This is a genomic window from Cellulomonas sp. P1_C4 (genome assembly GCF_056406355.1).
In genome coordinates this window covers 72,811-97,141 of sequence record NZ_JBFUAI010000001.1, presented here as the reverse complement: position 1 = coordinate 97,141, position 24,331 = coordinate 72,811, and the positions used below count along the sequence as shown (strand labels likewise).

The window sequence follows — 24,331 nt, the reverse complement described above, 5'->3', positions numbered from 1 at the left end:
CAGGCGCTCCTCGGGTGTCAGGGGGCTCAGGGGTGCGCGACGAGGCTGACGGCCTCGGCCGTCAGGTCGCGGACGGCATCGAGGTCGCCGGCCCGGATCAGGTCGCGCGGCACCATCCACGACCCCCCGACGGCCCGCACCGACGGCAGGGCCAGGTACTCGGCGAGGTTCGCCGGGCCGATGCCACCGGTCGGCACGAACCCGACGTCACCGAACGGCGCCGCCAGCGCGGCCACGGCCTTGGCGCCACCGGAGGTGCCCGCCGGGAAGAACTTCACCGTGGTCAGGCCGAGCTCGAGGGCGGCCTGCACCTCCGTGGCGGTCACCGCACCGGGCAGCGCCAGGATCCCGTGCTCCTGGCAGCGCTCGACCACCGCGCGGCTGGTGCCGGGCGAGACGACGTAGGACGCGCCGGCGGCGACCGCGGCGTCGACCTGCGCGGGGGTCAGGACCGTGCCGGCCCCCACGAGCACGTCGCCGCGCGCGGCGATCGCCCGGATCGCGTCAGCAGCGGCCGCCGTGCGGAAGGTGACCTCGGCCACCGGCAGTCCACCGTCCACGAGCGCCTGCGCGAGCGCGTCGGCGTGAGCGGCGTCGTCGATCACGACGACGGGGACCAGTCGGTGCGCCGCCAGGCGCTGCAAGATCTCGCTCACTCGTGCTCCTTCGCACCGTGCTCGTCGCTGGGCACCGCGTCCGCTCCGCCCGGCGGGAAAGCGTTTGCCGTGTGAGGGGGAGCATACGCCTGCCGCGGGATCCGGTACGCAAGATCCACGGCGGTCTCGATCGCCTCGTCGAGCTCGAGCCGGTGCTCCGCCACCAGACGGCCCAGGAAGCCGGCGTCGATCCGGCGCGCCAGGTCGTGCCTCGCGGGGATCGAGCAGAACGCGCGCGTGTCGTCGACGAACCCACTCGTGTTGGCGAAGCCGGCCGTGTCCGTGACGGCCTCGCGAAAGCGTCGCATGCCGTCGGGGGTGTCGAGGAACCACCAGGGCGCGCCCAGCCGGACGGCCGGGTAGACCCCCGCGATCGGGGCGAGCTCGCGGCTGAACGTGTCCTCGTCCACCGTGAACAGCACCAGCCGAAGGTTCGGGTGATGGCCGAACGCCTCGAGCACCGGGCGCAGGCCGCGCACGTACTCGGTCGGGACCGGGATGTCGTAGCCCACGTCGGGTCCGCGCAACGCGGCGACCGCCCGGTCGTGGTCCCGCAGGACGCCCGGGTGCAGCTGCATCACCAGCCCGTCCTCGGAGGACATCCGCGCCATCTCGAACAGCATGTGTCCCGAGAACGCCTGCGCGTCCGCGGCGCTGACCTCGCCCCGCAGCGCGGCCGCGACGATCCGCTCCGCCTCGCCGACGCTCAGCGGCGTGGTGTCGGCCGAGAGGTGCCCGTGGTCGGTCGCGCGCGCCCCGGCCGCGACGAACGCGCGCCGACGCTCCTCCAGCGCCCGCACCAGGTCGCGGTACCCGCCGATGGCGACACCGGACCGCTCCTCCAGCAGGGCGACGTCCGCGCGCCAGGCTGGCCGGTCGACGTGCAGGACCGCGTCCGGTCGGAACGTCGGCACGATCCGTTCGCCCCAGCCACGGGCCGCCAGATCCGCGTGGTCGGCGAGGGTGGCCGTCGCCGCGTCGGTCGTCGCCAGGATCTCCAGGCCGAAGGTGTCGAACAGGGCCAGGGGACGAAATCCCGGCTTCGCGAGCCGCTCGGACAACAGGTCGTACAGCCGGTCGGCCGACTCGGCCGACGGCCGCTCGTCGAGGCCGAACACCTCGACCAGCTCGTGCTCGAGCCAGTAGCGCGTCGGTGTGCCGCGGAACAGCGGCCAGTGGGTGGCGAACGTGCGCCAGACCTCGCGAGGGTCCGCGACCCGCCCGGGCCGGTCACCGCGCGTCACCCCGACGGCGTCGTGCGGCACGCCCTGGGACACGAGCATCCGTACCAGGTAGTGGTCGGGCGTGACCAGCAGCGACGCCGGGTCCGCGAACGGCTCGTCACGCGCCAGCACGCCCGCGTCGACGTGGCCGTGCATGGAGACGATGGGCAGGCCGGCGGTCGTCGCGAGGATCTCCCGCGCGATCGGGCGCACGGACGGATCGCTGGGCAGGGCCCTGTCGGGGTGCAGCGACCACCCGGTCTCGCTCGCCATCGAATCCTCCTCGAACCGACGTGAAGCCGATCTAGCACCGCGTCGGATGACGCACGGTGCAAACGCATTCATCGCAGCAAACCAGGTGAACGCCAAGTCCACAAGAGGGCATCCCGCATCTCGGACGAGGCTTGCCAGGAGTTCGTTCAAGATGCTGAAATCGCATTCATCGATCGGCCCATGCCGGGAAGGAGGCGACGTGGTGGTCACGTTGCGCGATGTCGCGCGAGCCGCAGGCGTCTCGCCGGCTACGGCATCCCGAGCCCTGAGCGCACCCGACCTCGTCGCACCCGCCCGCCGCGAGCACGTGCAGCAGGTCGCCCGCGAGCTCGGCTACCGGCCCAACCGGGCGGCACGGGAGCTCATCACGGGCCGCACCGGCAACCTGTGCCTCGTCGTGCCCGACCTGGAGAACCCGTTCTTCGCCGCGGTCGCCAAGGGCGTCCAGGCCCGCGCCCGCGCGCTGGGCTTCGCCCTGCTCGTCGCCGACGCCGAGGAAGACCCGCGGCTCGAGTCGGAGCTCGTCGGGCACCTCGGCGCACAGGTGGACGGAGTGGTCCTCTGCTCGCCGCGGATGTCGGAGGCCGAGCTCGACCGGCTCAGCCACGACGTCCTCGACCGGGACGTCCCGCTCCTGCTGGTCAACCGCCTGCACGCCGGGCTGCCGTCCGTGGTGATCGACAACGCCGACGGCATCCGCCAGGCCGTGACGCACCTGTACGCCCTGGGTCACCGACGGATCGGGTTCGCCGGCGGACCGGTCGGGTCGTGGTCGGACGCGCAGCGGCGCCGCGGCCTCGAGCACGCGTCGCACGGCCTGCGCAGCGTCGAGGTCGTCGACCTCGGACACTTCCCACCGGTGTTCGGCGGCGGGGTCGCCGCGGGCGACCTGGTCGCGGCCAGCGATGTCACCGCGGTGCTCGCGCACAACGACCTGCTCGCGCTCGGCATCCTCAGCCGGCTCCGGGCTCGCGGGGTGAGCGTGCCCGAGGACGTGTCGGTCGTGGGGTATGACGACATCCCGGCCGCGACGCTGGTCTCCCCGGCGCTCACCACCGTCAACGTCCCGCTCGCGCGGCTCGGTCGGGCAGCGGTCGACCTCCTCGTCGAGGCGGGGTCCGTGCCCACGGCGACGGAGTCCGCCCTGGCAGCCGCCCTGGGCGCTGCGGCCTCGGGGAGGCAGCCAGGATCCGACGCCGCGAGCTCCGGCGCCGAGGGCAGTGCGGCGCCGACCGTGCGCATCGGCGTCGAGCTGGTCGTGCGCGCGTCGACCGGTGTCGCGGCGAGCGGATCGACGGTGGCCGCACGATGACGGAGGTCGGCTCGCCGCGGCTGTCCCGCGAGACGCTGCGGAGGCTCGACCCCGGGCACCTGTCCCCCGCCGTCCGCCTGCCGGCGCTCGACCCGGGCTCCGTGGGTATCGGCGTGGTCCATCTCGGCCTCGGCGCCTTCCACCGCGCACACCAGGCGGTGTTCACCGAAGACGCGGCCGCGGCCACGGGCGAGCCCGGCTGGGGCATCCTCGGCGTGACGCAGCGCAGCGCCCGGGTGGTCGAGCAGATGGCCCCCCAGGACGGCCTGTACGGCGTGCTCACCAAGGGCACCGAGGAGACGTCGCTGCGGCTCGTGGGGTCGCTGCGCGCCGTCGCCTTTCCCGGGACCGACACCGCGCGCGTGCTGAACACGATCGCCGCGCCGACCACGCACGTGGTGACCCTCACGGTGACGGAGAAGGGTTACCGGCGCGACGCGGGAGGCGGACCGGATCTCACCGACCCGGACCTGGCGGTCGATCTGGAGAACCTCGCCACCGAGCTGCGGGGCGCGTCCGCCGACGTTGCGCCCGCGCGCTCGCCGATCGGTCTGCTCCTGCGCGGGCTCGCGCTGCGCAGGCGCCGGGACTCCGGGCCGATGACAGTCGTCTGCTGCGACAACCTTGCGGAGAACGGTGCCGTGCTGGCCGGCCTGGTCGGGGCGACGCTCGACGCCGTGCCGGGCGGGGACGCGCTCCGGGGGTGGCTCGAGTCGTCGGTGCGGTTCCCGGGGACCATGGTCGACCGGATCGTCCCGGCAACCACCGACGCTCACCGCGACGAGGCGCGCTCGCTCCTGGGGCTGGCGGACGCCGGGCTGGTCGTCGGCGAGCCGTTCACGCAATGGGTGATCGAGGACGCGTTCGCCGGACCGCGGCCCGCCTGGGAGCGCGCGGGGGCCACCCTCACGTCGGACGTCGCGCCGTTCGAGCGCGCCAAGCTCCGGGTGCTCAACGCCAGCCACTCGACCCTCGCGTACCTCGGCGCCCTGCGCGGCCACGCGACGATCGCGCAGGCGGTCGACGACCCGGACCTCGCCCACGCGGTGCGGGCGCTGGTCGACGAGGACGTGCTGCCGACGCTCGTCGCGCCCGACGGACTCGACCTGCTCGGGTACCGCGACGAGGTCCTCGCGCGGTTCGCGAACCCGAACACCGGGCACACCACCGTGCAGGTCGCCATGGACGGGTCGCAGAAGCTCCCGCAGCGCCTGCTGGGCACCGTCCGTGACCGCCTCGCGGTCGGCGCGGTCCCCACGGCGGCGGCCATGACCGTGGCGGCGTGGATCGCGTACGTGCGCGCGACGACGCAGGGCGAGCTCGAGGTCGAGGGTCGCCGGATTGCCCTCGACGATCCGCTTGCGCCTACGCTCGCCGCCGCGGCCGCCGGGCCGCTCGACGCTCTCGCGGACCGGATGCTCGACGTGCGGGCGGTGTTCGGCGACGACCTCGCCGACTCGGCGGCGTTCCGCTCCGCCGTGCGCGCGGCGGTGGCGACCCTGGTGAACAGCCGGGCCTGAGCCGGGACGGCCCGCACGTCACACGTCTCGCGCGAGAGACAGCGGGGCCGTGCCACAGGCCGGTGGGATCGATGGGCGGAGGCCGCACCCACCGCAACGCAGGCGCGCCACCGGGGGGCCGGGGTTTGCGGGAGTGTGCGGCGTACGCGGGCGGGGATCGATGGGCGGAGGCCGCACCCACCGCCACGCAGGCGCGCCACAGGGGCGGGGGTGCGCGAGCGGGCGGCTCACGCGGCGGGTTCCGAGACCGCCCGGCCCGGCCAGACCTTCCGACGACCCGTCCCCACGCCCGGCCCGCGGCCGCCGGATCAGCCGCGGACCCCTTGACGCGACCGGACCATGATGCGCTACGCTGGAAAGCGCATTCCACTCCGACCGACAACGCGGTCCAGAACACTCGGAGCAGCACCCATGACCACTCGCACCCTGCGCATCGGGATGAACGGCATCACCGGCCGGATGGGCTACCGACAGCACCTGGTCCGGTCGATCCTGTCGATCCGCGACCAGGGCGGCGTCACGCTCGAGGACGGGACGCGTGTGCAGGTGGAGCCGATCCTCGTCGGCCGCAACGCGGACAAGGTGCGGGAGCTGGCCGAGCTGCACGGGGTCGAGCACTGGACGACGGACGCCGACTCGGTGATCGCGGACCCGACGGTCGACGTCTACTTCGACGCCCAGGTGACGAGCCGCCGGTACGAGGCCCTCGCCGCGGCGATGAAGGCCGGCAAGCACATCTTCACGGAGAAGCCGACGGCCGAGACGCTGGCGGACGCCATCGACCTGGCGCGGCTGCGCGAGAGCACGGGCGTCACGGCGGGCGTGGTGCACGACAAGCTCTACCTGCCCGGTCTGGTCAAGCTGCGCCGCCTGGTGGACGAGGGCTTCTTCGGCCGGATCTTGTCGCTGCGCGGCGAGTTCGGCTACTGGGTGTTCGAGGGCGACGGACAGGAGGCCCAGCGCCCCAGCTGGAACTACCGCAAGGAGGACGGCGGCGGCATCGTCGTCGACATGTTCTGCCACTGGAACTACGTGCTCGAGGGCATCCTCGGCACGGTCAAGACGGTGAACGCGCAGGCCGTCACGCACATCCCGACGCGCTGGGACGAGCGGGGGGCTGCGTACGACGCGACCGCCGACGACGCCGCCTACGGGATCTTCGAGATCGAGACGCCGGGCGGCGACCCGGTGGTCGCGCAGATCAACTCGTCGTGGGCCGTCCGCGTGTACCGCGACGAGCTGGTGGAGTTCCAGGTCGACGGCACGCACGGCTCGGCGGTCGCGGGGCTGAACAAGTGCGTCGCCCAGCAGCGCGCGCACACCCCGAAGCCCGTGTGGAACCCGGACCTGCCCGTCTCGGAGTCGTTCCGCGACCAGTGGCTCGAGGTGCCGGCCAACGGCGACCTCGACAACGGCTTCAAGCTGCAGTGGGAGGAGTTCCTGCGCGACGTCGTCGCCGGACGCACCCACCGGTTCGACCTGCTCTCGGCCGCGCGCGGCGTGCAGCTGGCCGAGCTGGGCCTGCGGTCGTCGGCGGAGGGCCGGCGCCTCGACGTCCCCACGATCACGCTGTGAGCAACGAGCTCGCCCGGCTGTCGCTGAACACCGCGACCACCAAGCGCTGGACCCTGCAGGAGGCGGTCGACGGCGCCGTCCGCGCGGGGCTGGGGTCGATCGGGCTGTGGCGCGACCGGGTGCACGAGGCCGGCGTCACCGAGTCGGCGAAGATCGTCGCCGATGCCGGGCTGCGCGTCTCGTCGCTGTGCCGGGGCGGCTTCCTCACGGCGGAGGACGACCGCGCCGCCAAGGACGCCCTCGACGACAACCGCCGCGCGATCGTCGAGGCCGCGACGCTGGGCACCCGCGAGCTGGTCATGGTCGTCGGCGGGCTGCCCGCCTCGACGGAGCCAGGACGGCCCGCGCAGCCCGGGACCGGCGGCCGCGACCTCGTCGGCGCTCGGCAGCGGGTGGCGGACCGCATCGGCGAGCTCGCGCCCTTCGCCGCCGGTCACGGCGTCCGGCTGGTGCTCGAGGCGCTGCACCCGATCTTCGCGGCCGACCGCGCCGTCATCTCAACGCTGGGCCAGGCGCTCGACATGGCGGAGCCGTTCCCCGCGGACGTCGTCGGCGTCGTCGTCGACACCTATCACGTGTGGTGGGACCCGGACCTCCAGCGCCAGATCGCCCGGGCCGGTGCCGCGGGCCGCATCGCGGGCTACCAGGTGTGCGACTGGATCCTGCCGCTGGCGTCCGACGCCCTGCTGTCGCGCGGGCACGTGGGCGACGGGTTCATCGACTTCCCGACGATCACGCGGTGGGTGGCCGAGGCCGGCTACGCGGGCGACGTCGAGGTCGAGATCTTCAACGAGTCGATCTGGGACGCGCCGGGCGACGAGACGGTCGCGGCGCTCGCGGCGCGCTATCTGGAGCACGTCCAGCCATTCCTCTGACGGGCCGGCGTCGCCGCCGCTAGCGTGTGACGACGTCGACGCCGACCGCTGGAGGACCTGCGATGGACCCGCTCACCCCCACAGCCTTCGACGCGACGTTCAGTGCGGCGGCGGTCATCATCCCGCTGCTGATCGTCGGCGTGATCGTCTTCTCGGTGGTGATCGCCGTCCGCAAGGCGTCGGTCCTGCGGAAGGCCGGCCTCGACCCGTTCACCGCCGAGGCTCAGCTGCTCGCGCAGGCTCGCTCGAGCCGACTGCTGGCGCCCGAGAAAGAAGAACGCCCGAGCGAGGCTCGGCTCGCCGAGGCCCAGGACCTGCACGCCCGCGGCCTGATCACGGCCGACGAGCTCGGGGAGATCCGGCAGCGCATCCTCGGCGAGCTCTGAGCTACAGCAGCGAGCCGAGCACCGCGCCGAACCGCTTCCCGATGAGCCGGTGCGCCGCGGGGTCGGGGTGCATCAGATCCCGCATCGGCAGGTCGTCCCAGTCGGACCAGCCGTAGAGCGAGGTGCCGTCGACGTAGGTCAGCGCCTCGTCGGCACGCGACGCGACGACGGCCGCGAGCGCTGACCGGATCACCGTGAGCGAGAGCTTGCCGTCGGCGACCTCGGACGGCTGGCCGAGCGTGCGGAACACCGACGGGTCCGCGGGGTCGAGGGAGGTCGGCCCGGGGGTCGTCTCCACCAGCGGGCAGAGCAGCGGCGAGACGACGACCAGGGGTGTGGCCGGGTGGCCCTCGCGGATCGTGTCGAGGAAGCCGTGCACGGCGGGGACGAACGCGCGCAGGCGCATCGCGTCGTGGTTGACCACGTTGATGCCCAGCTTGAGGGTGATGACGTCGGCCGGCTGGTCGCGGATGGCGCGCGCGACGAACGGGTCGAGCACTGCGTTGCCGGAGAAGCCGAGATTCACCAGGTCGAGGCCGGCCGCGTGGGCGGCGACCACCGGCCAGGCACCGAGGGCCGAGGCCGCGCCGGCGCCGTGGCTGATCGACGAGCCGTGGTGCACCCAGCGCGGCGACCCGACGGGCTGCGGCGCGGACACCGCGGCGTCGGCCGTGAGCGCGATGAGGCGAACCGTCTCGCCCGGCGGCAGCCAGATCTCGACGTCGCGCTCGACCGAGCCGTCGCCGCCGAGCACGAGGTGCACGGGTCCGGCGGGTCCTGGTCGCTCGACGGTCGTCCCGGCCAGCGGCTCGAGGGCGATGACTCCCGCCGCCTCCGCCACGCCCGCGGGCTGCGGCACGGCGACGCCGTCGACGAGGACGTCGAACGGCTGCGGCGCCCCGGGCGGCGCGGGGTCCACGGCCACGCGGAGCACCCGGACGTCGAGGATGACCTTGCGGGCTGCGGTGCGGAAGCGCAGGCGGACGCCCGAGGGCTGCTCCTCGACCATCGCCATGAAGTCGTCGGGGAACTGCGTGCGCGCCCAGGCAGGCAGCCGGTGTGGGAGCACGCCGTCGAGGGACTCCTCGAGCCAGGCTGCGCCGCGGATCTCGACACGCGGGTCGGGCAGCGGGACGGTGACCGGGAACCCCATCAGTGAACGTTCCCGTGCTCGCGGAACTCGCGCCACACGTTCTCGAAGAAGTCGTCGTCCTCGGGGATCGGCCGGCGTGGGCGCCAGCGGAAGACGGGCTCGCCGGCGGGGTCGTCGGACTCACGCGGAACCACCGGGAGCCACCCCGGTGCGGGCGCCCACGACGTCTCCTGCACCTCGTCGTCGAGCGCGCCGCCGTCCAGGGTGAACCGGAACACCGACGGCAGCTCGGTCAACCCGTGCGGGATCTCGCCGGCGGGGTCGGTGTAGAGCACCGATCCGCGAGACCGACCACCGTGCGCGACGTAGTCCGCCATGGCCGACAGGTACACGTACGCGCTGGTGAGGATGTCGCGGACCAGGAAGGTGCGGTTGATGGAGCGGCGCGACGAGGCATCGGCCGAGACCGTCGACTCGTACTCCGAGAGCCACGCGTGGACCTGGACGAGGGCTTCGTGGATCGACTCCGCGGATCGCACGGGCCCGGCCTTGGCGCTCATGAGCACCTGGACCTCGCGCAGGAGGTCGCCGGTGTTGTCGGGGACGCCGGCCGCCGCTCGCTCGGAGGCGGCGGCAACCAGCGCGAGCGCCGCGGCGAGCACCGGGATCGCGGCGTCGTCGAACGGTGCCGGGTCGGTCGAGCGCCGCGCCGCGATGAACTGCGCCGCCCTCGTCGCGCCCACCTGCCCGCTGTTCAGCGCCGCGCCGCCGGGCCGGTACACGCCATGCGCTCCGCCGGCCTCCCCCACCGGGAAGAAGCCCTCGATGTTGGACTGCCACCAGGCGTCGACGACGAGCCCGCCGTTGTTGTGCTGGGCGCAGACGTCGACCTCGAGCATCGTCGTCTCGAGGTCCACGTACGGGTTCTTGCCCAGGTAGAACTGGTACGCGGGCTCGTTCATGCGCCGCAGCCGCTCGATCGGCGTGCCGAAGAGCACGCCCGCACGGTCGAGGTACTTGTGCGCCTCGGGGCTGAGCGCGGAGGGATCGAACTCCGGAGAGACCGGGTTCCGACGGAAGTCGAGGAACACCCGACGCCCGCGCAGGACGGTCTCGCGGTAGACCAGCAGGTCGATCAGCGACGAGCCGTCGCGCGCCTTCCGGATGTCGAACGGCCACTGGTACCCCTTGAGGAACACCAGCGACATGAGCTGCCCGTAGTCGGGAATCGCCTCGGTGAGGAACTCCCGCTCGTCGCCCCCGTCGGCATCCGTCGAGACGAACGTGGGGATGACCTGCATGTATGTGCCGGACACGTTCCAGCGCGGGTGAGTGGAGGCCAGCCCGAACTGCCACTCGGTGAGGTTCTTGCCGTGCACGCCCGCGCGGTAGGCCGCGCCGGACGCGCCCCACTGGCCGTTCGGGAAGACGCGCGTCGCGTACATCCCGGCGGGGCCGCCCGTCGCGTAGACGAGATTGGTGCAGCGGAACAGCAGGAACGGGCTCTCGACGCCGTCGTGCGGCACGTCCGTGCGCAGCACCAGCAGCCCGGCGACGGCTCCGTCGGAGACGATCACGTCGACCACGCGGCACTCGTCGTAGATGCGCGTGCCGTTGCGGTGGACCTTCTTCTCCAGCTGCTCGACCATCGACCGGCTGGTGTACGGCCCGACGGACGTGGCCCGACGACGCGGGTCGTGGTCGGTCTTGTAGCCGATGAACTCGCCGTACCGGTTCTGCGGGAACGGGACGCCGAGGTCGCACAGCCGCAGGAACCCGCGGGCGCTCAGGGCCGCCTCGGCGAGTGCGTTGTCGCCGTCCATCGCGCCGCCGGAGTACAGCGTCTCGGCCATCTCCCGCACGGAGTCACCGTCGCCGCCCGAGAGCGTGAGCTTGTAGTACGTCTGCTTGTCGGAGCCGGCGTTCCGCGACGAGCCCGCGTTGACCTTGTCGGCGACCATGACGACGTCGGTCTGGCCCAGCTCCCAGAGGCGGTCGGCCGCGCAGAAGCCGGCCGAACCGGTGCCGACGACGACGGTGTTGACGGTGACGACCGGGACGCCGTTCAGCTCCGAGGACATCACAGCACCGGGATGTGCAGGCCGCCGTCGACGTGGAACACCTCGCCGGTGGAGTACGGGGTCTGGCCGGACGCGAGGATCGAGACGGCGCCGGCGACGTCGGACGGTCGGCCCCAGCGGTTGATGGGCGCGAGGCCCTCCTCGATCATCGCGTCGTACTTCTCGGTGACGCCCGCGGTCATGTCGGTGGCGATCACGCCGGGCCGCACCTCGTAGACGACGATCCCCTCGGGGGCCAGGCGGACCGCGAACAGCTGGGTGGCCATGGCGACGCCGGCCTTGGAGACGCAGTAGTCGCCGCGGTTGGTGGAGACGGCGGTCGCGGAGATGCTCGACACGTTGACGACCGTGGCGCGCGGGAGGTTCGGGGAGTCGAGCGCGATGACCCGGTTGGCGAACGTCTGCGTGAGGAAGTACGGCCCGCGCAGGTTGATGCCGAGCACCCGGTCGAAGCTCTCGGGGCCGGCCTCGAGGAGGTCCGCCCGCACGGCGGGAGCGACCCCGGCGTTGTTCACCAGCAGGTCGAGGCGACCCCAGGCCTCGACCGCGTCGTCGACGAAGCGTGCGTGGTCCTCGAGGTCGGCCACCGAGCCGCGCACGTAGCGCACCCGACCGGGCGCGTCCAACGACTCCAGCAGCTCGGTCGGCTCCTCGCGCGTGGCCAGGATGGAGACCGCGAAGCCGTCGGCGAGCAGCCGCCTCGTGATCCCGAGGCCGATCCCCCGATTGCCCCCGGTGACCAGTGCGACTGCCGGCATCGTTGCCTTCTCTCGTGTGCGGGACGCGCGCGTGACCTGCGCGTCGAATCCGATCGTGCCATGCCGCACGGCACCGAGGCAAGCGCTTTCCCGACGAAAGGCCCCGTGCGAGGATCGGGCGCGTGATCCCTCGATGACGGCCGTCGTCACCGCGCTCGGCACCATGGGCCTGGTCGTGGCGCTCGGCTGGCTGCTCGCGCGCCGCGGCGTGCTCGGCGAGCGGGCGGCCCCGGTGCTCGCGCGCGTCGTCTTCACCGTCGCGACGCCCGCCCTGCTCGTCACCACGGTCGCGCATGCCGATCTGCACCTGCTGTTGTCCCGCACGGCCGTCGTCACGTGGAGCTCGACCGCCGTCGTCGCGCTCGTCGCCGTCCTCGTGCTCCGGTTCGGGTGGCGCCGGTCCGCGGCGGACGCCACCGTCGGCACGCTCGCGTCCTCCTACGTCAACGCGGGCAACATCGGGCTCCCGCTGGCGGTGTACCTGCTCGCCGACGCCGTCGCCGTGGTGCCGACGCTCCTGTTCCAGCTGCTGGTCCTGGCGCCGATCGCGTTCGCGGTGCTCGACGCGCGGACGGGTCCCCTGCGGCCCGGACCGGTCCTGCGGCGCACCCTGAGCAACCCGATCATCGTCGCGACCCTCGTCGGGCTGATCCTCGCCGCGCTTCCCTGGCACCTGCCCGACGTGGTGTTCGAGCCCTTCCGGCTGGTCGGCGCCGCCGCCGCCCCGCTCGCGCTGCTCACATTCGGCATGTCGCTCGCCGTGCCGCGGTCGGTCGACACGGCGGCCCCCCGGCGCGACCTGGCCCTCGCCGTCGCCCTGCGCACGGTCGTGCAGCCGTTGCTGGCGTGGGGGCTCGGCACGACCCTCGGCCTCCCCCCGCACGCCCTGCTCGCGGTCGTCGCCATGGCGGCGCTGCCGACCGCGCAGAACGTCCTCGTCTACGCGATGCAATACCGGCACGGCGAGGCGCTCGCGAGGGACGCCGGCCTCGTGACGACCGTTCTGTGCGTGCCGGTGCTGCTCGTCGTCGCGGGCACGCTCGGCTGAGCTCAGGGCAGCCGCGCGCCCTCGGGGACCACGATGCGGTCGTAGACCAGCACGTTCGGGACGCCGGCGAGGCTGGCGTGGTGCAGCACCTCGGCGTTCTCCTCGACCGCGACGGCCACCTTGAACGCGAGCTCGAGGGACGTGCCGACCGCCAGCAGCCCGTGGTTCGCCCACACGACCGCGTTGACGTCGTCGCCCATGAGCTCGGCGCTGCGCCGGCCGAACTCCGCGTGCGTCGAGAACTCGAACGGCATGACCGGGACCGGACCCTTGGCGTAGAGCACCATGTTCAGCAGGACGGGGTCGATCGTCCGGCCGAGGACGCCGAGCACGTTCACGAACGTCGACTCGGTGTGCACGATCGCCTGCACCTCGGGGCGCCGACGGTAGTGCGCGAGGTGCACGGGCAGCTCGGTCGACGGCAGCAGGCTTCCCGACAGGACGTTGCCGTCGAGGTCGACGATCACGAGGTCGTCGGGGGTCATCAGGTCGTACCGCACGCCCGACGGCGTGATGACGATGGCCTCGTCGCCCAGGCGCACGCTGATGTTGCCCTGGGTGTTGAAGTTCAGGCCGGCCCGGACGGACTCGCGGCAGTAGTACAGGATCTCGTCGCGCACCTGCGGGGTCGCCTGCGCGGTGCGGTGGGACTGCAGCATGGCCGACACCTCTCGATCGGGATGAATCGTTTCATCTCATCCTGGCGCCGACGACGCCCCCGCACGCGGGACCTTGGTCCCCGCGACAGCGGGGGCGCCGGCGGACGATGGCACGACCGGCGCGCGGACCCGTCCGCAGCGGCACCGCGCGTCGGTCTGTCGCGTCACCAGGTGCTGTCGCCGCGGATCACCGCGTCCGAGCCGCCGTCGACGAAGACCAGCTGACCGCACAGGTGCGTGTTCTCCTCGCTCACCAGCCACGCGAGCAGGCGGGCCGGGACCTCGGCCTGCATGTACCCGTTCAGCGGCATCGGCACCGTGCCCGCCATCGCGATGCGCTGCTCGTCGGTGGCGAGCAGGTCGGCCGTCATCGGCGTCTCGACGATCCCCGGGCCGATCCCGTTGAGCGGGATGCCGGCGCCGGCCCACTCCGGCGTCGCCGCGACCCGTCGCATCCAGCGGCTCAGCGCCACCTTGCTCGACGCGTAGAGGAGGTCCCCGTGGCCGGCGTCGGCCACCTCCTGCGCGCGGGCCATCGCCTTCGTCTCGTCGCCGGCCAGCGCGGCGTCGACCAGCAGCTCGTCGTACGGCATGAGGCTCGCCATCGAGCTCGTGAGCGCCGCAGACGGCGCGTCGGAGCCCAGCAGCAGCGGCCGCAAGCCCTCGAGGGTGGCCAGCGCACCGAAGTAGTTGACGGCGACGGTGGCCGGAACGGGCAGGGCGAGGCCAGCGTTGGCGACGACCGCGTCGATGGTGCCGCCGCTCAGCTCCCGGACCCGCTCGACCATGGTCGCCCGGCCCTGGACGGTGGTGAGGTCCGCCATGACGTCCGCGTCGTGGAGGTCCACGCCGATGACCCGGTCACCGCGATCACGCAGGAGCTCTGCGGTCGCGAGACCGATTCCCGATGCCGATCCGGTGACGACGACGGTGCGCATGACGACTCCTTCGGGACTGGGCCCGACGCCATCGAGGGGCCTCGTCTCCACGCTAGGAAGCGCGCGTCGGGCCGCCTACGGACCTTCGTCCCGTCCTGTCCGCGCAGCTGCCGCGTCCCACTGCCGGTCGGTCGGACCACCCGTCGCGCCCGGCTCGTACCGCCGCAGCCCGAGGCCCCGTGCGCCGACCGCCCGCAGCTCCGGCAGGCCCCCGGACAGCACGTCCGCGGCCCGCGCCTGGACCAGCACGTTGCCCAGCGCGGCCCCCTCGACCGGGCCGGCGACCACGGGCAGCCCGGTCGCGTCGGCGGTGAGCTGGCAGAGCAGCTCGTTGCGCACCCCGCCGCCGACGACGTGCACGACGGAGACCGGTCTGTCGGCGAGCGCCGACGCCTGCCGGACCGCCCCGCGGTACGCGAGCGCGAGCGAGTCGAGGATGCAGCGCACGGTCTCGGCCTGCGACTGCGGCGGCGTCTGCCCGGTCCGCACGGCCTCCGCGGCGATGCGCGCAGGCATGTCGCCGGGTGGCAGGAACGCCGGGCCGTCGATGTCGACCACCGTGGTCAGGGCCGGGACCCGCGCGGCCGCCGCGAGCAGATCGGGCAGGTCCGCCGGCAGGCCGGCCTCGTTCCAGGTGCGGATCGACTCCTGCAGCACCCACAGGCCCATGACGTTGCGCAGGTACCGGACCGTGCCGTCGATGCCGGCCTCGTTGGTGAAGTTCGCGGCGCGGCTCTCCTCGGTGAGCACCGGTCGGTCGAGCTCCAGCCCGACCAGCGACCATGTGCCGCACGAGATGTAGGCGAAGTCGTCGGAAGAGGCCGGCACCGCGACCACCGCCGATGCCGTGTCGTGCGAGCCGACGGTCCACACCGGCACGTGCCCGGGCAGCCCGATGTCCTCGCGGACGTGCCCGAGCAGCTCGCCGGCGTCGCGCAGCGGCGGGAGCAGCCGCGCGTCGATGCCGAGCCGCTCCGCCAGGTCGGTCGCCCATGTGCGCGTCGTCGCGTCGAGCAGGCCCGTGGTGGACGCGTTGGTCACCTCCGCCACCCGCACGCCCGTCAGCCAGTAGCCGAGCAGGTCCGGGATGAGCAGCGCGCCGCGCGCGGCGGCCAGCGCGGCGGTCCCCTGCGCGGCGACGAGCTGGAACACCGTGTTGAAGGGCTGCACCTGCAGTCCGGTGCGCGCGTAGAGGTCCGCGGCGGGGATCGTCGCGAAGACCTTCGACGGCACTCCGTCGGTCCGGGCGTCCCGGTAGTGGAACGGGTTGCCGAGCAGGGCTCCGTCGGCGTCGAGCAGCCCGTAGTCGACCGCCCACGAGTCGATGCCGATGCCGTCGAGCACGCCCGCCTCGCGGGTCGCCGCGCGCAGCCCGTCGAGGATCCCGCGGTAGAGCCCGAGCACGTCCCAGTGCAGCGACCCGCCCACGCGCACCGGCCCGTTGGGGAACCGGTTGACCTCGTGCAGGGTCACACGGCCGTCGACGACGGTCCCGACGATGACCCGTCCGGACGACGCCCCGAGATCGACCGCCGCGAACGCGCTCACCGGCTCGCCCCGTCGCCGAGAACGGCCGATCGCCGCGAGAACGGCACCCAGCAGTGCCGTTCTCGCGGTGAGGCGACGTTCTCGAGGCTCATCGCAGGAAGGCCGCCGCCACGCCCGAGTCGACCGGGACGTGCAGGCCTGTCGTCTGCACCAGGTCCGGGCCCGTCAGCGCGAAGACCGCCGCGGCCACGTGCTCGGGCAGGACCTCGCGCTTGAGCAGCGTGCGCTGGGCGTAGTACGCGCCCAGCTCGGACTCCGGCACGCCGTAGGTCGCGGCGCGCTGAGCGCCCCAGCCGCCGGCGAAGATGCCGGACCCGCGCACGACGCCGTCGGGGTTGACCCCGTTGACGCGGATGCCGTGCGCACCCAGCTCGGCCGCGAGCAGCCGTACCTGGTGGGCCTGGTCGGCCTTGGTGGCCGAGTAGGCGATGTTGTTCGGCCCGGCGAACAGCGAGTTCTTGGAGGCGATGTAGACGATGTCGCCGCCCATGTCCTGGGCGATCATCGCCCGGGCCGCCTCGCGCGCCACCAGGAACGAGCCGCGCGCCATGACGTCGTGCTGCAGGTCCCAGTCGCGGGCGGTCGTCTCCAGCAGCGGCTTGGAGATGGACAGCCCGGCGTTGTTGACCACGAGGTCGACGCCGCCGAAGGCGAGCGAGGTCTCCGCGATCAGGCGGGCGATGTCCTCCTCGGAGGTGACGTCGGCCTGCACAGCGACGGCCACGTCGGGGCCGCCCAGGGACGCGGCCACCTCGGACGCGCCCTCGAGGTTGAGGTCCGCGACGACGACGCACGCGCCCTCGGCCGCGAGCCGCTCGGCGATCGCGCGCCCGATGCCCGACCCCGCCCCGGTGACGACCGCGACGCGGGTGGCCAGCGGCTTGGGCTTGGGCATGCGCGCGAGCTTGGCCTCCTCGAGTGCCCAGTACTCGATGCGGAACTTCTCGGCCTCGTCGATGGGCACGTAGGTGCTGATCGCCTCGGCGCCGCGCATGACGTTGATCGCGTTGACGTAGAACTCGCCGGCCACACGCGCCGTCTGCTTGTCCTTGCCGAACGAGAACATCCCGACGCCCGGGACCAGCACGATCGCCGGGTCGGCGCCGCGGATCGCCGGGCTGTCCGGCGTCGCGTTGCGGTCGTAGTAGCCCTGGTAGTCGGCCCGGTACAGCGCGTGCAGCTCCTTGAGCCGGCCGACGACGTCCTCCAGGGGCGCGTCCGACGGCAGGTCCACCACGAGCGGCTTGACCTTGGTGCGAAGGAAGTGGTCCGGGCAGGAGGTGCCCAGCTCGGCGAGGCGACCCAGCGCAGCGCGGGACACGAAGTCCAGCACCACGTCGGAGGATGTGTAGTGCCCGACCTGCGGCTTGTCCGTCGAGGCCAGACCCCGGATCACCGGCGCCAGGGCGGCGGCGCGGGCGCGGCGCTCGTCGTCGGACAGCGGGCTCACCACCACGTCACCGAACGGGTGCGGGCCGGCGGCGAGCTTCTCGGCGATGAAGGCCTCCGCGGTCCGCACGATCTCCAGCGAGCGCTCCTCGGCCTCGTCGGACGTGTCTCCCCAGGCCGTGATGCCGTGCCCGCCCAGGATGCAGCCGATGGCCTGCGGGTTCTTCGCCTTGATCTCCGCGATGTCCAGGCCGAGCTGGAAGCCGGGCCGGCGCCAGGGCACCCACACGACCGAGTCGCCGAAGACCTCCTCGGTCAGCGCCTCCCCGTCGGCGGCGGTCGCGAACGCGATCCCGGAGTCCGGGTGCAGGTGGTCGACGTGCACCGCGTCGACTAGCGCGTGCATCGCCGTGTCGATCGACGGCGCCGCACCACCCTTGCCGTGCAGGCAGTAGTCGAACGCGGCGACCATCTCGTCCTCGCGCTCGACCCCCGGGTACACGTCGACCAGCGCGCGCAGCCGGTCCAGACGCAGCACCGCGAGGTTCTTCTCCGTCAGCGTGCCCAGGTCGCCGCCGGAGCCCTTGACCCAGAGCAGCTCGACGTCCGACCCGGTGACCGGGTCCGTCGCCGTGCCCTTGGCCGAGGTGTTCCCGCCGGCGTAGTTCGTCGTGCGCGGGTCCGCACCCAGCCTGTTCGACCGGGCGACCAGCTCGTCTGCGGCGCTCGTATTTGCCCTGCTCATGCTCCCCATCCCGCCTGCGTGCCGCCGACTCGCTCGGCGACGATCTTCTCCGCGTACCCCGATGCCTTGTACGCCCCGATCGGATCGGGGTCGAGGCCCTGCGACTCCCGCAGCTGCGCGAGCAGCGGGCGCACGTCCGTGTTGTACGCGTCCATCACCAGGCCGTTCGCGCCCAGCACGTCACCGGCCGTCTGCGCCGCCAGCAGCGCGTCGGCGTCGACGAGCAGCGCCTTCGCGGTCGCCTCCTGGACGTTCATCACCGAGCGGATCTGCCCGGGGATCTTCGGCTCGATGTTGTGGCACTGGTCGAGCATGAAGTTGACGCCGGAGTCCGGCGACAGAGCCCCCGACTGCACGATCTCGTGCATGATCCGGAACAGCTGGAAGGGGTCCGCGGACCCGACCATGAGGTCGTCGTCGGCGTAGAACCGCGAGTTGAAGTCGAACGCCCCGAGCCGGCCCGCGCGCAGCAGCTGGGCGACGATGAACTCGATGTTGGTGCCCGGCGCGTGGTGCCCGGTGTCCAGCACGACGAACGCGCGGTCCCCCAGCGCCAGGCAGTGCAGCAGCGACGTGCCCCAGTCGGGGATGTCCATCGAGTAGAACGCGGGCTCGAAGAACTTGTACTCGAGGATCAGCCGGTGGTTCGGGTCGAGGGCCGCGTAGATCTCGGCCAGCGAGTCCGCGAGCCGGTCCTGCCGGGCGCGCAGCGAGTCCTGCCCGGGGTAGTTCAACCCGTCCGGCAGCCAGAGCTTGAGGTCCGTGGACCCGGTGGCGCGCATGACGTCGATGCACTGCAGGTGGTGCGCGACGGCCTTCTTGCGGACGGCCGCGGACGGGTGCGTCAGCGAGCCGAGCATGTAGTCGTCGTCCTGGAACAGGTTCGAGTTGATCGCCCCGATGCTGACGCCGAGCCGCGCGGCGTGCGCGGCGAGGTCGTCGTAGTCGTCGACCAGGTCCCACGGGATGTGCAGGCTCACCCGCGGGGCGACGCCCGTGTAGCGGTGCACCTGGGCCGCATCGGCGATCTTCTCGTACGGGTCGCGCGGGACGCCTTGCTGCGCGAACACCTTGAACCGGGTGCCCGAGTTGCCGAACGCCCACGAGGGGAGCTCGATCGTCTGCTGGGCCAGGACGTCAGTGATGGTCATGCGCGGAGCTCCTGGGAGTAGGTCGGGAGGCCGGCCGCGAGCAGCTGGTCCTCCAGGTGGAACACCTCGTCGAGGACGCGGAAGCCCTCGTCCGGGTTGCCGTCGTCGACGAAGAAGTCGCTCATCTCGGCCTGCCAGCGCGGGTTGACCGCGGTGCGGGTCATGGCCTCCTGGGCGGCGGCGTAGTCGTCGGTCTCGAGGTAGCCGACGAGCAGGCCGTCGTCGGCGAGGAACAGCGAGTAGTCGCGCCAGCCGGTGTCCCGCAGGGCCTCGAGCATCTCGGGCCACACGGCGGCGTGCCGGGACCGGTACTCGTCCAGCCGGTCGGGCCGAACGCGGGAGATGAAGCACACGCGGGTCATGCCGACACCTTTCTCGAATCGCCTTTGAAACGATTCACGCACTCTACGAACGCGTTTGCCACGCTGTCAAGGGGCGAGAGGCACGCCCGCATCCGCCGGATGCCCGGCCGGCCCCGCGAGAGCGAAGATCCGAACCATAGTCTTTGCCCTCAAGGGTGGTGAATCGATTCACGATGCTGCACGCTAGTGGCGGGCGGTCCGGCGTCACAAGAAGTGATGCCGCGGGGCGCCGTGGTGGCCTCGACGGTGACAACTACCATCGGCCCACCTGATCGCACGCTTCACGGGGAGGACGAGTGTCCATGTCGACGACGACACGGGGACGCGCCGACCGCCGCCCGTCCATCACGGACGTCGCCCGGCGGGCCGGCGTCTCCGTCGGCACCGTCTCCAACGTGCTCAACCGCCCCGACCAGGTCAGCGACTCCACGCGCGACCGGGTGCTGGTGGCGATCGAGGAGCTGCAGTTCGTCCGCAACGCCTCGGCGCGGCAGCTGCGCGCCGGGACCATCCAGACGGTCGGTGCCATCGTGCTCGACATCGCCAACCCGTTCTTCACCGAGGTAGCCCGCGGGGTCGAGGACCGGCTGGCCGCCGACGAGTACACCCTCATGCTGTCGTCGTCCGACGAGGACCCCGAGCGCGAGGCGCGGTACCTGCGGCTGTTCGAGGAGCACGGCGTGCAGGGCGTCATGGTCACGCCGTCCGCCGGGTCGCTGGACGGGTTGCTCGCCCTGCGCGACCGCGGCATCGACGTCGTCCTGCTCGACGCCACCTCCCCGGTGGACGACATCTCGTCCGTCGCGGTCGACGACGTCCGCGGCGGCGCCCTCGCCGTCGAGCACCTCATCGCCCTCGGGCACACGCGCATCGCGTTCATCAACGGGCCGCTCACCATCAAGCAGTGCATCGACCGGCGCGCCGGCGTGCTCGCCGCGCTCGACGCCGCCGGGCTTGAGCCCGCCGACGCGCTCGTCGAGATCACCATCGGCTCGCTCAACGCCGACGGCGGAGAGACCGGCATCGAGGAGCTGTTCGCGCTGCCCGGCGAGCGTCCGACGGCCCTGTTCTGCGTCAACGACCTCACCGCGCTGGGCGCCCTGCGCGCGCTGCGGGCGCACGGCGTCGCCATCCCCGGCGAGATGGCGGTGGTCGGGTACGACGACGTCGTCTTCGCGTCGATGCTCACCGTGCCGCTCACGTCCGTCCGGCAGCCGACGCACCAGCTCGGCTGGACCGCCGCCGACCTGCTGCTGCGCCAGCGAGCGGAGGGTGCGAACTTCCAGCACCAGCGCATCCAGTTCCAGCCGGAGCTGGTGGTCCGAGGCTCGTCGGACCCGTCGGCCTGAGGGGTCGCTCGGACGCCAGCACGGCGCTGCAGCCGAGTCGATGTCGTCCGGCCCGCGCCGGCGGCGAGTTCGTGAGTTTCGGACGAAGTCGCGGGTTGCAACTCACGACTTCGTCCGAAACCCGCGACGTCGCGCAGGCCAAACGCCCGGGGAGTGGCCAGTCTCCGCGCGTCCGCCCGGACGCAGGGAGCCGCAGCGCATGGACGGATCGGCAGGCAAGCGCTTACCGTTGCCACGCACGGTCGAGAGTCGACGCAAAGGAGCGGACGTGACGGAAGTGCTCAGGGTTGCCCTCGTCGGGACCGGGGCCATCGCCCACGCGCACGCGGCGGTGCTGGCGGCGGACCCGCTGGCGGAGGTCGTCGCGGTCGCGGACCCCAGCCCGGCTGTGCGGGACGCGTTTGCCGACGAGTTCGGCGTTGCCGGCCGGTACGACAGCCTGGACGAGCTCCTCTCGAACGAGACCGTCGACGTCGTCCACCTGTGCACCCCGCCCGGCCTGCACAAGGACCAGGCGATCACCGCTCTGCGCGCCGGCGCCCACGTGGTCTGCGAGAAGCCGCCGGTGCTCTCCCTCAAGGACCTGGACGCGGTCCTCGAGGTCGCCCACGAGGTAGGCCGCCAGTACGCCGTGGTGTTCCAGCAGCGCACCGGGACCGCCGTCGGGCACGTGCAGAAGCTGCTCGCGGACGGGGCGCTCGGCCGCCCGCTCGTCGGCGTCTGCCACACGCTCTGGTACCGCAAGCAGGAGGACTACTACGCGGTCCCGTGGCGCGGGAAGTGGGCCACCGAGGGCGGCGGGCCGCTGCTAGGGCTCGGCATCCACCAGCTCGACCTGCTCGGGTTCCTGCTGGGCGAGTGGGCCGAGGTCGACGCGCGCGCGTTCCGCCTGGACCGCGACCTGGAGACCGAGGACACGTCGACCGCCGTCATCCGGTTCGCCAACGGCGCGATCGTGTCGGTGCTGACCACCGCGCTCGCGCCCCGGCAAACCAGCTACGTGCGGGTCGACACCACGCTCGGCACGGTCGAGGTCGAGCACCTGTACGGGCACGACGCCCGCTCGTGGCGGCTCACGCCGGCCCCCGACCGCACCGGCGGCGAACCGGCGGACGCGCCCGCGTCGTGGACGCTGCCGGTCGACGACGAGCCCTCCGGTCACACGCCCCTGCTGCGCGCCGTCTACGCTGCGCTGCGCACGGGTGAGAGCCTGCCGCCGGTGGCGTCGGACCCGCACCGCTCGCTCGAGCTGGTCACCGCCATCTACGCGTCGGCCTCGCTCGGCCGGCCCGTGACCAAGGACGACCTGGCCCCGGGCAGCGAGCTGCGCGACGGCTTCCTGCACGGCATCGAAGACCTGCGACCCACACAGATGAGGACCCGATGATCCAGTACGGCGGCGACTACAACCCCGAGCAGTGGCCCCTGGCTACACGCATCGAGGACGTGGAGCTCATGCAGCAGGCCGGCGTGACGCTGGTCAGCGTCGGGATCTTCAGCTGGGCGCAGCTGGAGCCGCGCGAGGGCGAGCACGACTTCGGCTGGCTGGACGACGTGCTCGACCGGCTCGCCGCCGCGGGCATCAAGGTCGCGCTCGCGACGGCGACCGCCAGCCCGCCGCCGTGGCTGACGCGCAAGCACCCCGAGCTGCTGCCCGTGCTCGCCGACGGGACAGTGCTGCACCCGGGTGGTCGGCAGGCGTACCGGGTGTCCGCGCCGCTGTACCGCGAGTACGCCCTGCGCATGACGCGGACGATGGCCGAGCGCTACAAGGACCACCCCGCGCTCGCGATCTGGCACGTGGACAACGAGCTCGGCTGCCACGTGCCGCACGACTTCTCCGACGACGCCGCGGCCGCCTTCCGCCGCTGGCTCGCGGGCCGGTACGGCACGGTCGAGGCGCTCAACGACGCCTGGGGCACGGCGTTCTGGTCGCAGCGGTACGACGACTTCGACGAGGTGCTGCCCCCGCGCAGCGCCCCGACGTACCCGAACCCGACGCAGCAGCTCGACTTCGCGCGGTTCTCGTCGGACGAGCTCCTGGTCCACTACCGCGCGCTTCGCGACGTCCTGCGCGAGGTCACGCCGGACATCCCGACGACGACCAACCTCATGCTGTCGACCGGCACGAAGTGGATGGACTACTTCTCCTGGGCCGACGACCTCGACGTCATCGCGAACGACCACTACACGCGCGCCCACGACCCCGAGGCGCACATCGAGCTCGCGTTCAGCGCGGACCTGACGCGCGGCGTGGCCGGCGGCGAGCCGTGGATGCTCATGGAGCACTCGACGAGCGCCGTGAACTGGCAGCCGCGCAACCGCACGAAGCGGCCGGGCGAGATGCTCCGGCACTCGCTGGCGCACGTGGCCCGCGGCGCCGACGCGGTGATGTTCTTCCAGTGGCGGCAGTCCGCCGCGGGGGCGGAGAAGTTCCACTCGGGGATGCTGCCGCACGCGGGCACGGACACGGACGTCTGGCGGAACACGGTCGCGCTGGGGGCGGCTCTGAAGGCCATCTCCGAGGTCTCGGACAGCCGCGTCCGGGCCCAGGCCGCGATCGTCTTCGACTACCCGGCCTGGTGGGGCACCGAGCTGGACAGCCACCCGTCCGCCGCGGTCACCTACCCCGACCGCGTGCTGGCGCACTACCGGGCGCTGTGGCAGCGGAACATCACCGTCGACATCGTGCGTCCCTCGGCGGACCTGTCGGGCTACTCGCTCGTCGTCGTGCCGACGCTCTACCTGGTCACGGACGCGGACGCGGCGAACATCGCGGCCGCGGCTGCCGACGGGGCGTCCGTGCTGGTCACGTACTTCTCCGGGATCGTCGACGAGCACGACCACATCCGCCTCGGCGGCTACCCGGGCGCGTTCCGCGAGCTGCTGGGCGTCCGGTCGCAGGAGATCTGGGCGCTGCAGGACGGCGAGACGCTGACGCTGGACGACGGGTCGGCGGCGGACGTCTGGTCGGAGCAGATCCACCTCGCCGAGGGGACGACCGCGGTCCGCACGTTCGCCGACGGCGACCTCGCCGGCTGGCCGGCGCTGACTCGTCGGCAGGTCGGCGCGGGAGCCGCCTGGTACCTGGCGACGCGTCTCGACGCCGACGGGCTGCAGGCCGTGACCGACGCGCTCGTCGCGGAGGCCGGGCTGACGGCCGCCGACGCGCCGGAGGGGGTCGAGATCGTGCGACGCCACGGCGCCGACGACCGGTCGTGGCTGTTCGTGCTCAACCACACGGACGACGAGGTCAAGGTCGCGGCGAGCGGGCACGAGCTGCTGCGCGACGAGGCCGTGGCGGGTGCACTGGTGGTCGCCGCTGGCGGGGTCGCCGTGGTCCGGGAAGGCTGACGGGGAACCGCCTTCGGTTGTCCGTATCTCGTCGCC

General features: G+C 72.7%; 20 protein-coding genes. 9 read left to right on the top strand and 11 right to left on the bottom strand.

Features of this window, described 5'->3' with window-relative positions; genetic code table 11:
* Nucleotides 1–26: 26 nt before the first annotated feature.
* Nucleotides 27–656 carry a bifunctional 4-hydroxy-2-oxoglutarate aldolase/2-dehydro-3-deoxy-phosphogluconate aldolase gene (gene eda, locus AC1DYZ_RS00420; RefSeq protein WP_477063254.1) on the bottom strand — a complete coding sequence of 210 codons (630 nt, stop codon included), beginning with the start codon at nt 654–656 and terminating at the stop codon, nt 27–29.
* Nucleotides 653–2,152, bottom strand: coding sequence for a glucuronate isomerase (gene uxaC, locus AC1DYZ_RS00415; RefSeq protein WP_477063253.1), 1,500 nt, complete (start codon nt 2,150–2,152; stop codon nt 653–655). The genes eda and uxaC overlap by 4 nt, the downstream gene beginning before the upstream one ends.
* A 199-nt stretch (nt 2,153–2,351) precedes the next feature.
* Between uxaC and AC1DYZ_RS00410 the strand changes: the two genes are divergently transcribed.
* The 5 genes from AC1DYZ_RS00410 to AC1DYZ_RS00390 all read left to right on the top strand — a co-directional run bounded on the left by AC1DYZ_RS00410 (nt 2,352) and on the right by AC1DYZ_RS00390 (nt 7,820).
* Nucleotides 2,352–3,464 (top strand): LacI family DNA-binding transcriptional regulator, encoded by a 1,113-nt coding sequence (locus tag AC1DYZ_RS00410; protein ID WP_477063252.1) that lies wholly within the window; start codon nt 2,352–2,354, stop codon nt 3,462–3,464.
* On the top strand, nt 3,461–4,984 hold the full coding sequence (locus AC1DYZ_RS00405) for a mannitol dehydrogenase family protein (protein ID WP_477063251.1): 1,524 nt from the start codon (nt 3,461–3,463) through the stop codon (nt 4,982–4,984). Before AC1DYZ_RS00410 ends, AC1DYZ_RS00405 begins: the two co-directional genes overlap by 4 nt.
* A gap of 411 nt (nt 4,985–5,395) precedes the next feature.
* Entirely contained in the window at nt 5,396–6,559 is a 1,164-nt protein-coding gene (locus tag AC1DYZ_RS00400; RefSeq protein ID WP_477063250.1) for a Gfo/Idh/MocA family protein, read from the top strand.
* A complete protein-coding gene (locus AC1DYZ_RS00395) occupies nt 6,556–7,434 on the top strand; it encodes a sugar phosphate isomerase/epimerase family protein (protein WP_477063249.1) in 879 nt (292 codons plus the stop codon). Before AC1DYZ_RS00400 ends, AC1DYZ_RS00395 begins: the two co-directional genes overlap by 4 nt.
* A gap of 62 nt (nt 7,435–7,496) precedes the next feature.
* Nucleotides 7,497–7,820, top strand: coding sequence for an SHOCT domain-containing protein (locus AC1DYZ_RS00390; RefSeq protein ID WP_477063248.1), 324 nt, complete (start codon nt 7,497–7,499; stop codon nt 7,818–7,820).
* Between the two features lies 1 nt (nt 7,821).
* Here AC1DYZ_RS00390 and AC1DYZ_RS00385 read toward each other — a convergent pair whose 3' ends face one another.
* Genes AC1DYZ_RS00385 through AC1DYZ_RS00375 form a run of 3 tightly spaced genes read right to left on the bottom strand, consistent with a single transcriptional unit; the run spans nt 7,822 to nt 11,752 of the window.
* A complete protein-coding gene (locus AC1DYZ_RS00385) occupies nt 7,822–8,973 on the bottom strand; it encodes a GDSL-type esterase/lipase family protein (protein WP_477063247.1) in 1,152 nt (383 codons plus the stop codon).
* Entirely contained in the window at nt 8,973–10,994 is a 2,022-nt protein-coding gene (locus AC1DYZ_RS00380) for an FAD-binding protein (protein ID WP_477063246.1), read from the bottom strand. Before AC1DYZ_RS00380 ends, AC1DYZ_RS00385 begins: the two co-directional genes overlap by 1 nt.
* Nucleotides 10,994–11,752, bottom strand: coding sequence for a 3-ketoacyl-ACP reductase (locus tag AC1DYZ_RS00375; protein ID WP_477063245.1), 759 nt, complete (start codon nt 11,750–11,752; stop codon nt 10,994–10,996). The genes AC1DYZ_RS00380 and AC1DYZ_RS00375 overlap by 1 nt, the downstream gene beginning before the upstream one ends.
* A gap of 133 nt (nt 11,753–11,885) precedes the next feature.
* Here AC1DYZ_RS00375 and AC1DYZ_RS00370 point away from each other — a divergent pair, with 133 nt between their 5' ends.
* Entirely contained in the window at nt 11,886–12,800 is a 915-nt protein-coding gene (locus AC1DYZ_RS00370) for an AEC family transporter (protein WP_477063244.1), read from the top strand.
* A gap of 2 nt (nt 12,801–12,802) precedes the next feature.
* Here AC1DYZ_RS00370 and AC1DYZ_RS00365 read toward each other — a convergent pair whose 3' ends face one another.
* The 6 genes from AC1DYZ_RS00365 to AC1DYZ_RS00340 all read right to left on the bottom strand — a co-directional run bounded on the left by AC1DYZ_RS00365 (nt 12,803) and on the right by AC1DYZ_RS00340 (nt 19,592).
* Nucleotides 12,803–13,459 carry a class II aldolase/adducin family protein gene (locus tag AC1DYZ_RS00365; RefSeq protein WP_477063243.1) on the bottom strand — a complete coding sequence of 219 codons (657 nt, stop codon included), beginning with the start codon at nt 13,457–13,459 and terminating at the stop codon, nt 12,803–12,805.
* A 164-nt stretch (nt 13,460–13,623) separates the two neighbouring features.
* Nucleotides 13,624–14,397, bottom strand: coding sequence for an SDR family oxidoreductase (locus AC1DYZ_RS00360; protein WP_477063242.1), 774 nt, complete (start codon nt 14,395–14,397; stop codon nt 13,624–13,626).
* A gap of 75 nt (nt 14,398–14,472) precedes the next feature.
* Nucleotides 14,473–15,945, bottom strand: a complete 1,473-nt coding sequence (locus AC1DYZ_RS00355) for a rhamnulokinase (protein WP_477063241.1) — start codon at nt 15,943–15,945, stop codon at nt 14,473–14,475.
* Between the two features lie 88 nt (nt 15,946–16,033).
* Entirely contained in the window at nt 16,034–18,079 is a 2,046-nt protein-coding gene (locus AC1DYZ_RS00350) for a bifunctional aldolase/short-chain dehydrogenase (protein ID WP_477063240.1), read from the bottom strand.
* A complete protein-coding gene (gene rhaI / locus AC1DYZ_RS00345; RefSeq protein WP_477063239.1) occupies nt 18,076–19,230 on the bottom strand; it encodes an L-rhamnose isomerase in 1,155 nt (384 codons plus the stop codon). Before rhaI ends, AC1DYZ_RS00350 begins: the two co-directional genes overlap by 4 nt.
* Complete coding sequence (locus AC1DYZ_RS00340) at nt 19,227–19,592, bottom strand: L-rhamnose mutarotase (RefSeq protein ID WP_477063238.1); 366 nt, start codon at nt 19,590–19,592, stop codon at nt 19,227–19,229. Before AC1DYZ_RS00340 ends, rhaI begins: the two co-directional genes overlap by 4 nt.
* Nucleotides 19,593–19,894: 302 nt before the next feature.
* On the opposite strand from AC1DYZ_RS00340, the gene AC1DYZ_RS00335 reads away from it, so the two are divergent.
* From AC1DYZ_RS00335 to AC1DYZ_RS00325, 3 genes are all read left to right on the top strand, one after another.
* Entirely contained in the window at nt 19,895–20,941 is a 1,047-nt protein-coding gene (locus AC1DYZ_RS00335) for a LacI family DNA-binding transcriptional regulator (protein WP_477063237.1), read from the top strand.
* Nucleotides 20,942–21,209: 268 nt separating this feature from the next.
* The gene (locus tag AC1DYZ_RS00330; RefSeq protein ID WP_477063236.1) at nt 21,210–22,328 is read left to right on the top strand and encodes a Gfo/Idh/MocA family protein; all 1,119 of its coding nucleotides are present in this window, start codon (nt 21,210–21,212) and stop codon (nt 22,326–22,328) included.
* On the top strand, nt 22,325–24,295 hold the full coding sequence (locus AC1DYZ_RS00325) for a beta-galactosidase (protein WP_477063235.1): 1,971 nt from the start codon (nt 22,325–22,327) through the stop codon (nt 24,293–24,295). Before AC1DYZ_RS00330 ends, AC1DYZ_RS00325 begins: the two co-directional genes overlap by 4 nt.
* Nucleotides 24,296–24,331 lie beyond the last annotated feature (36 nt).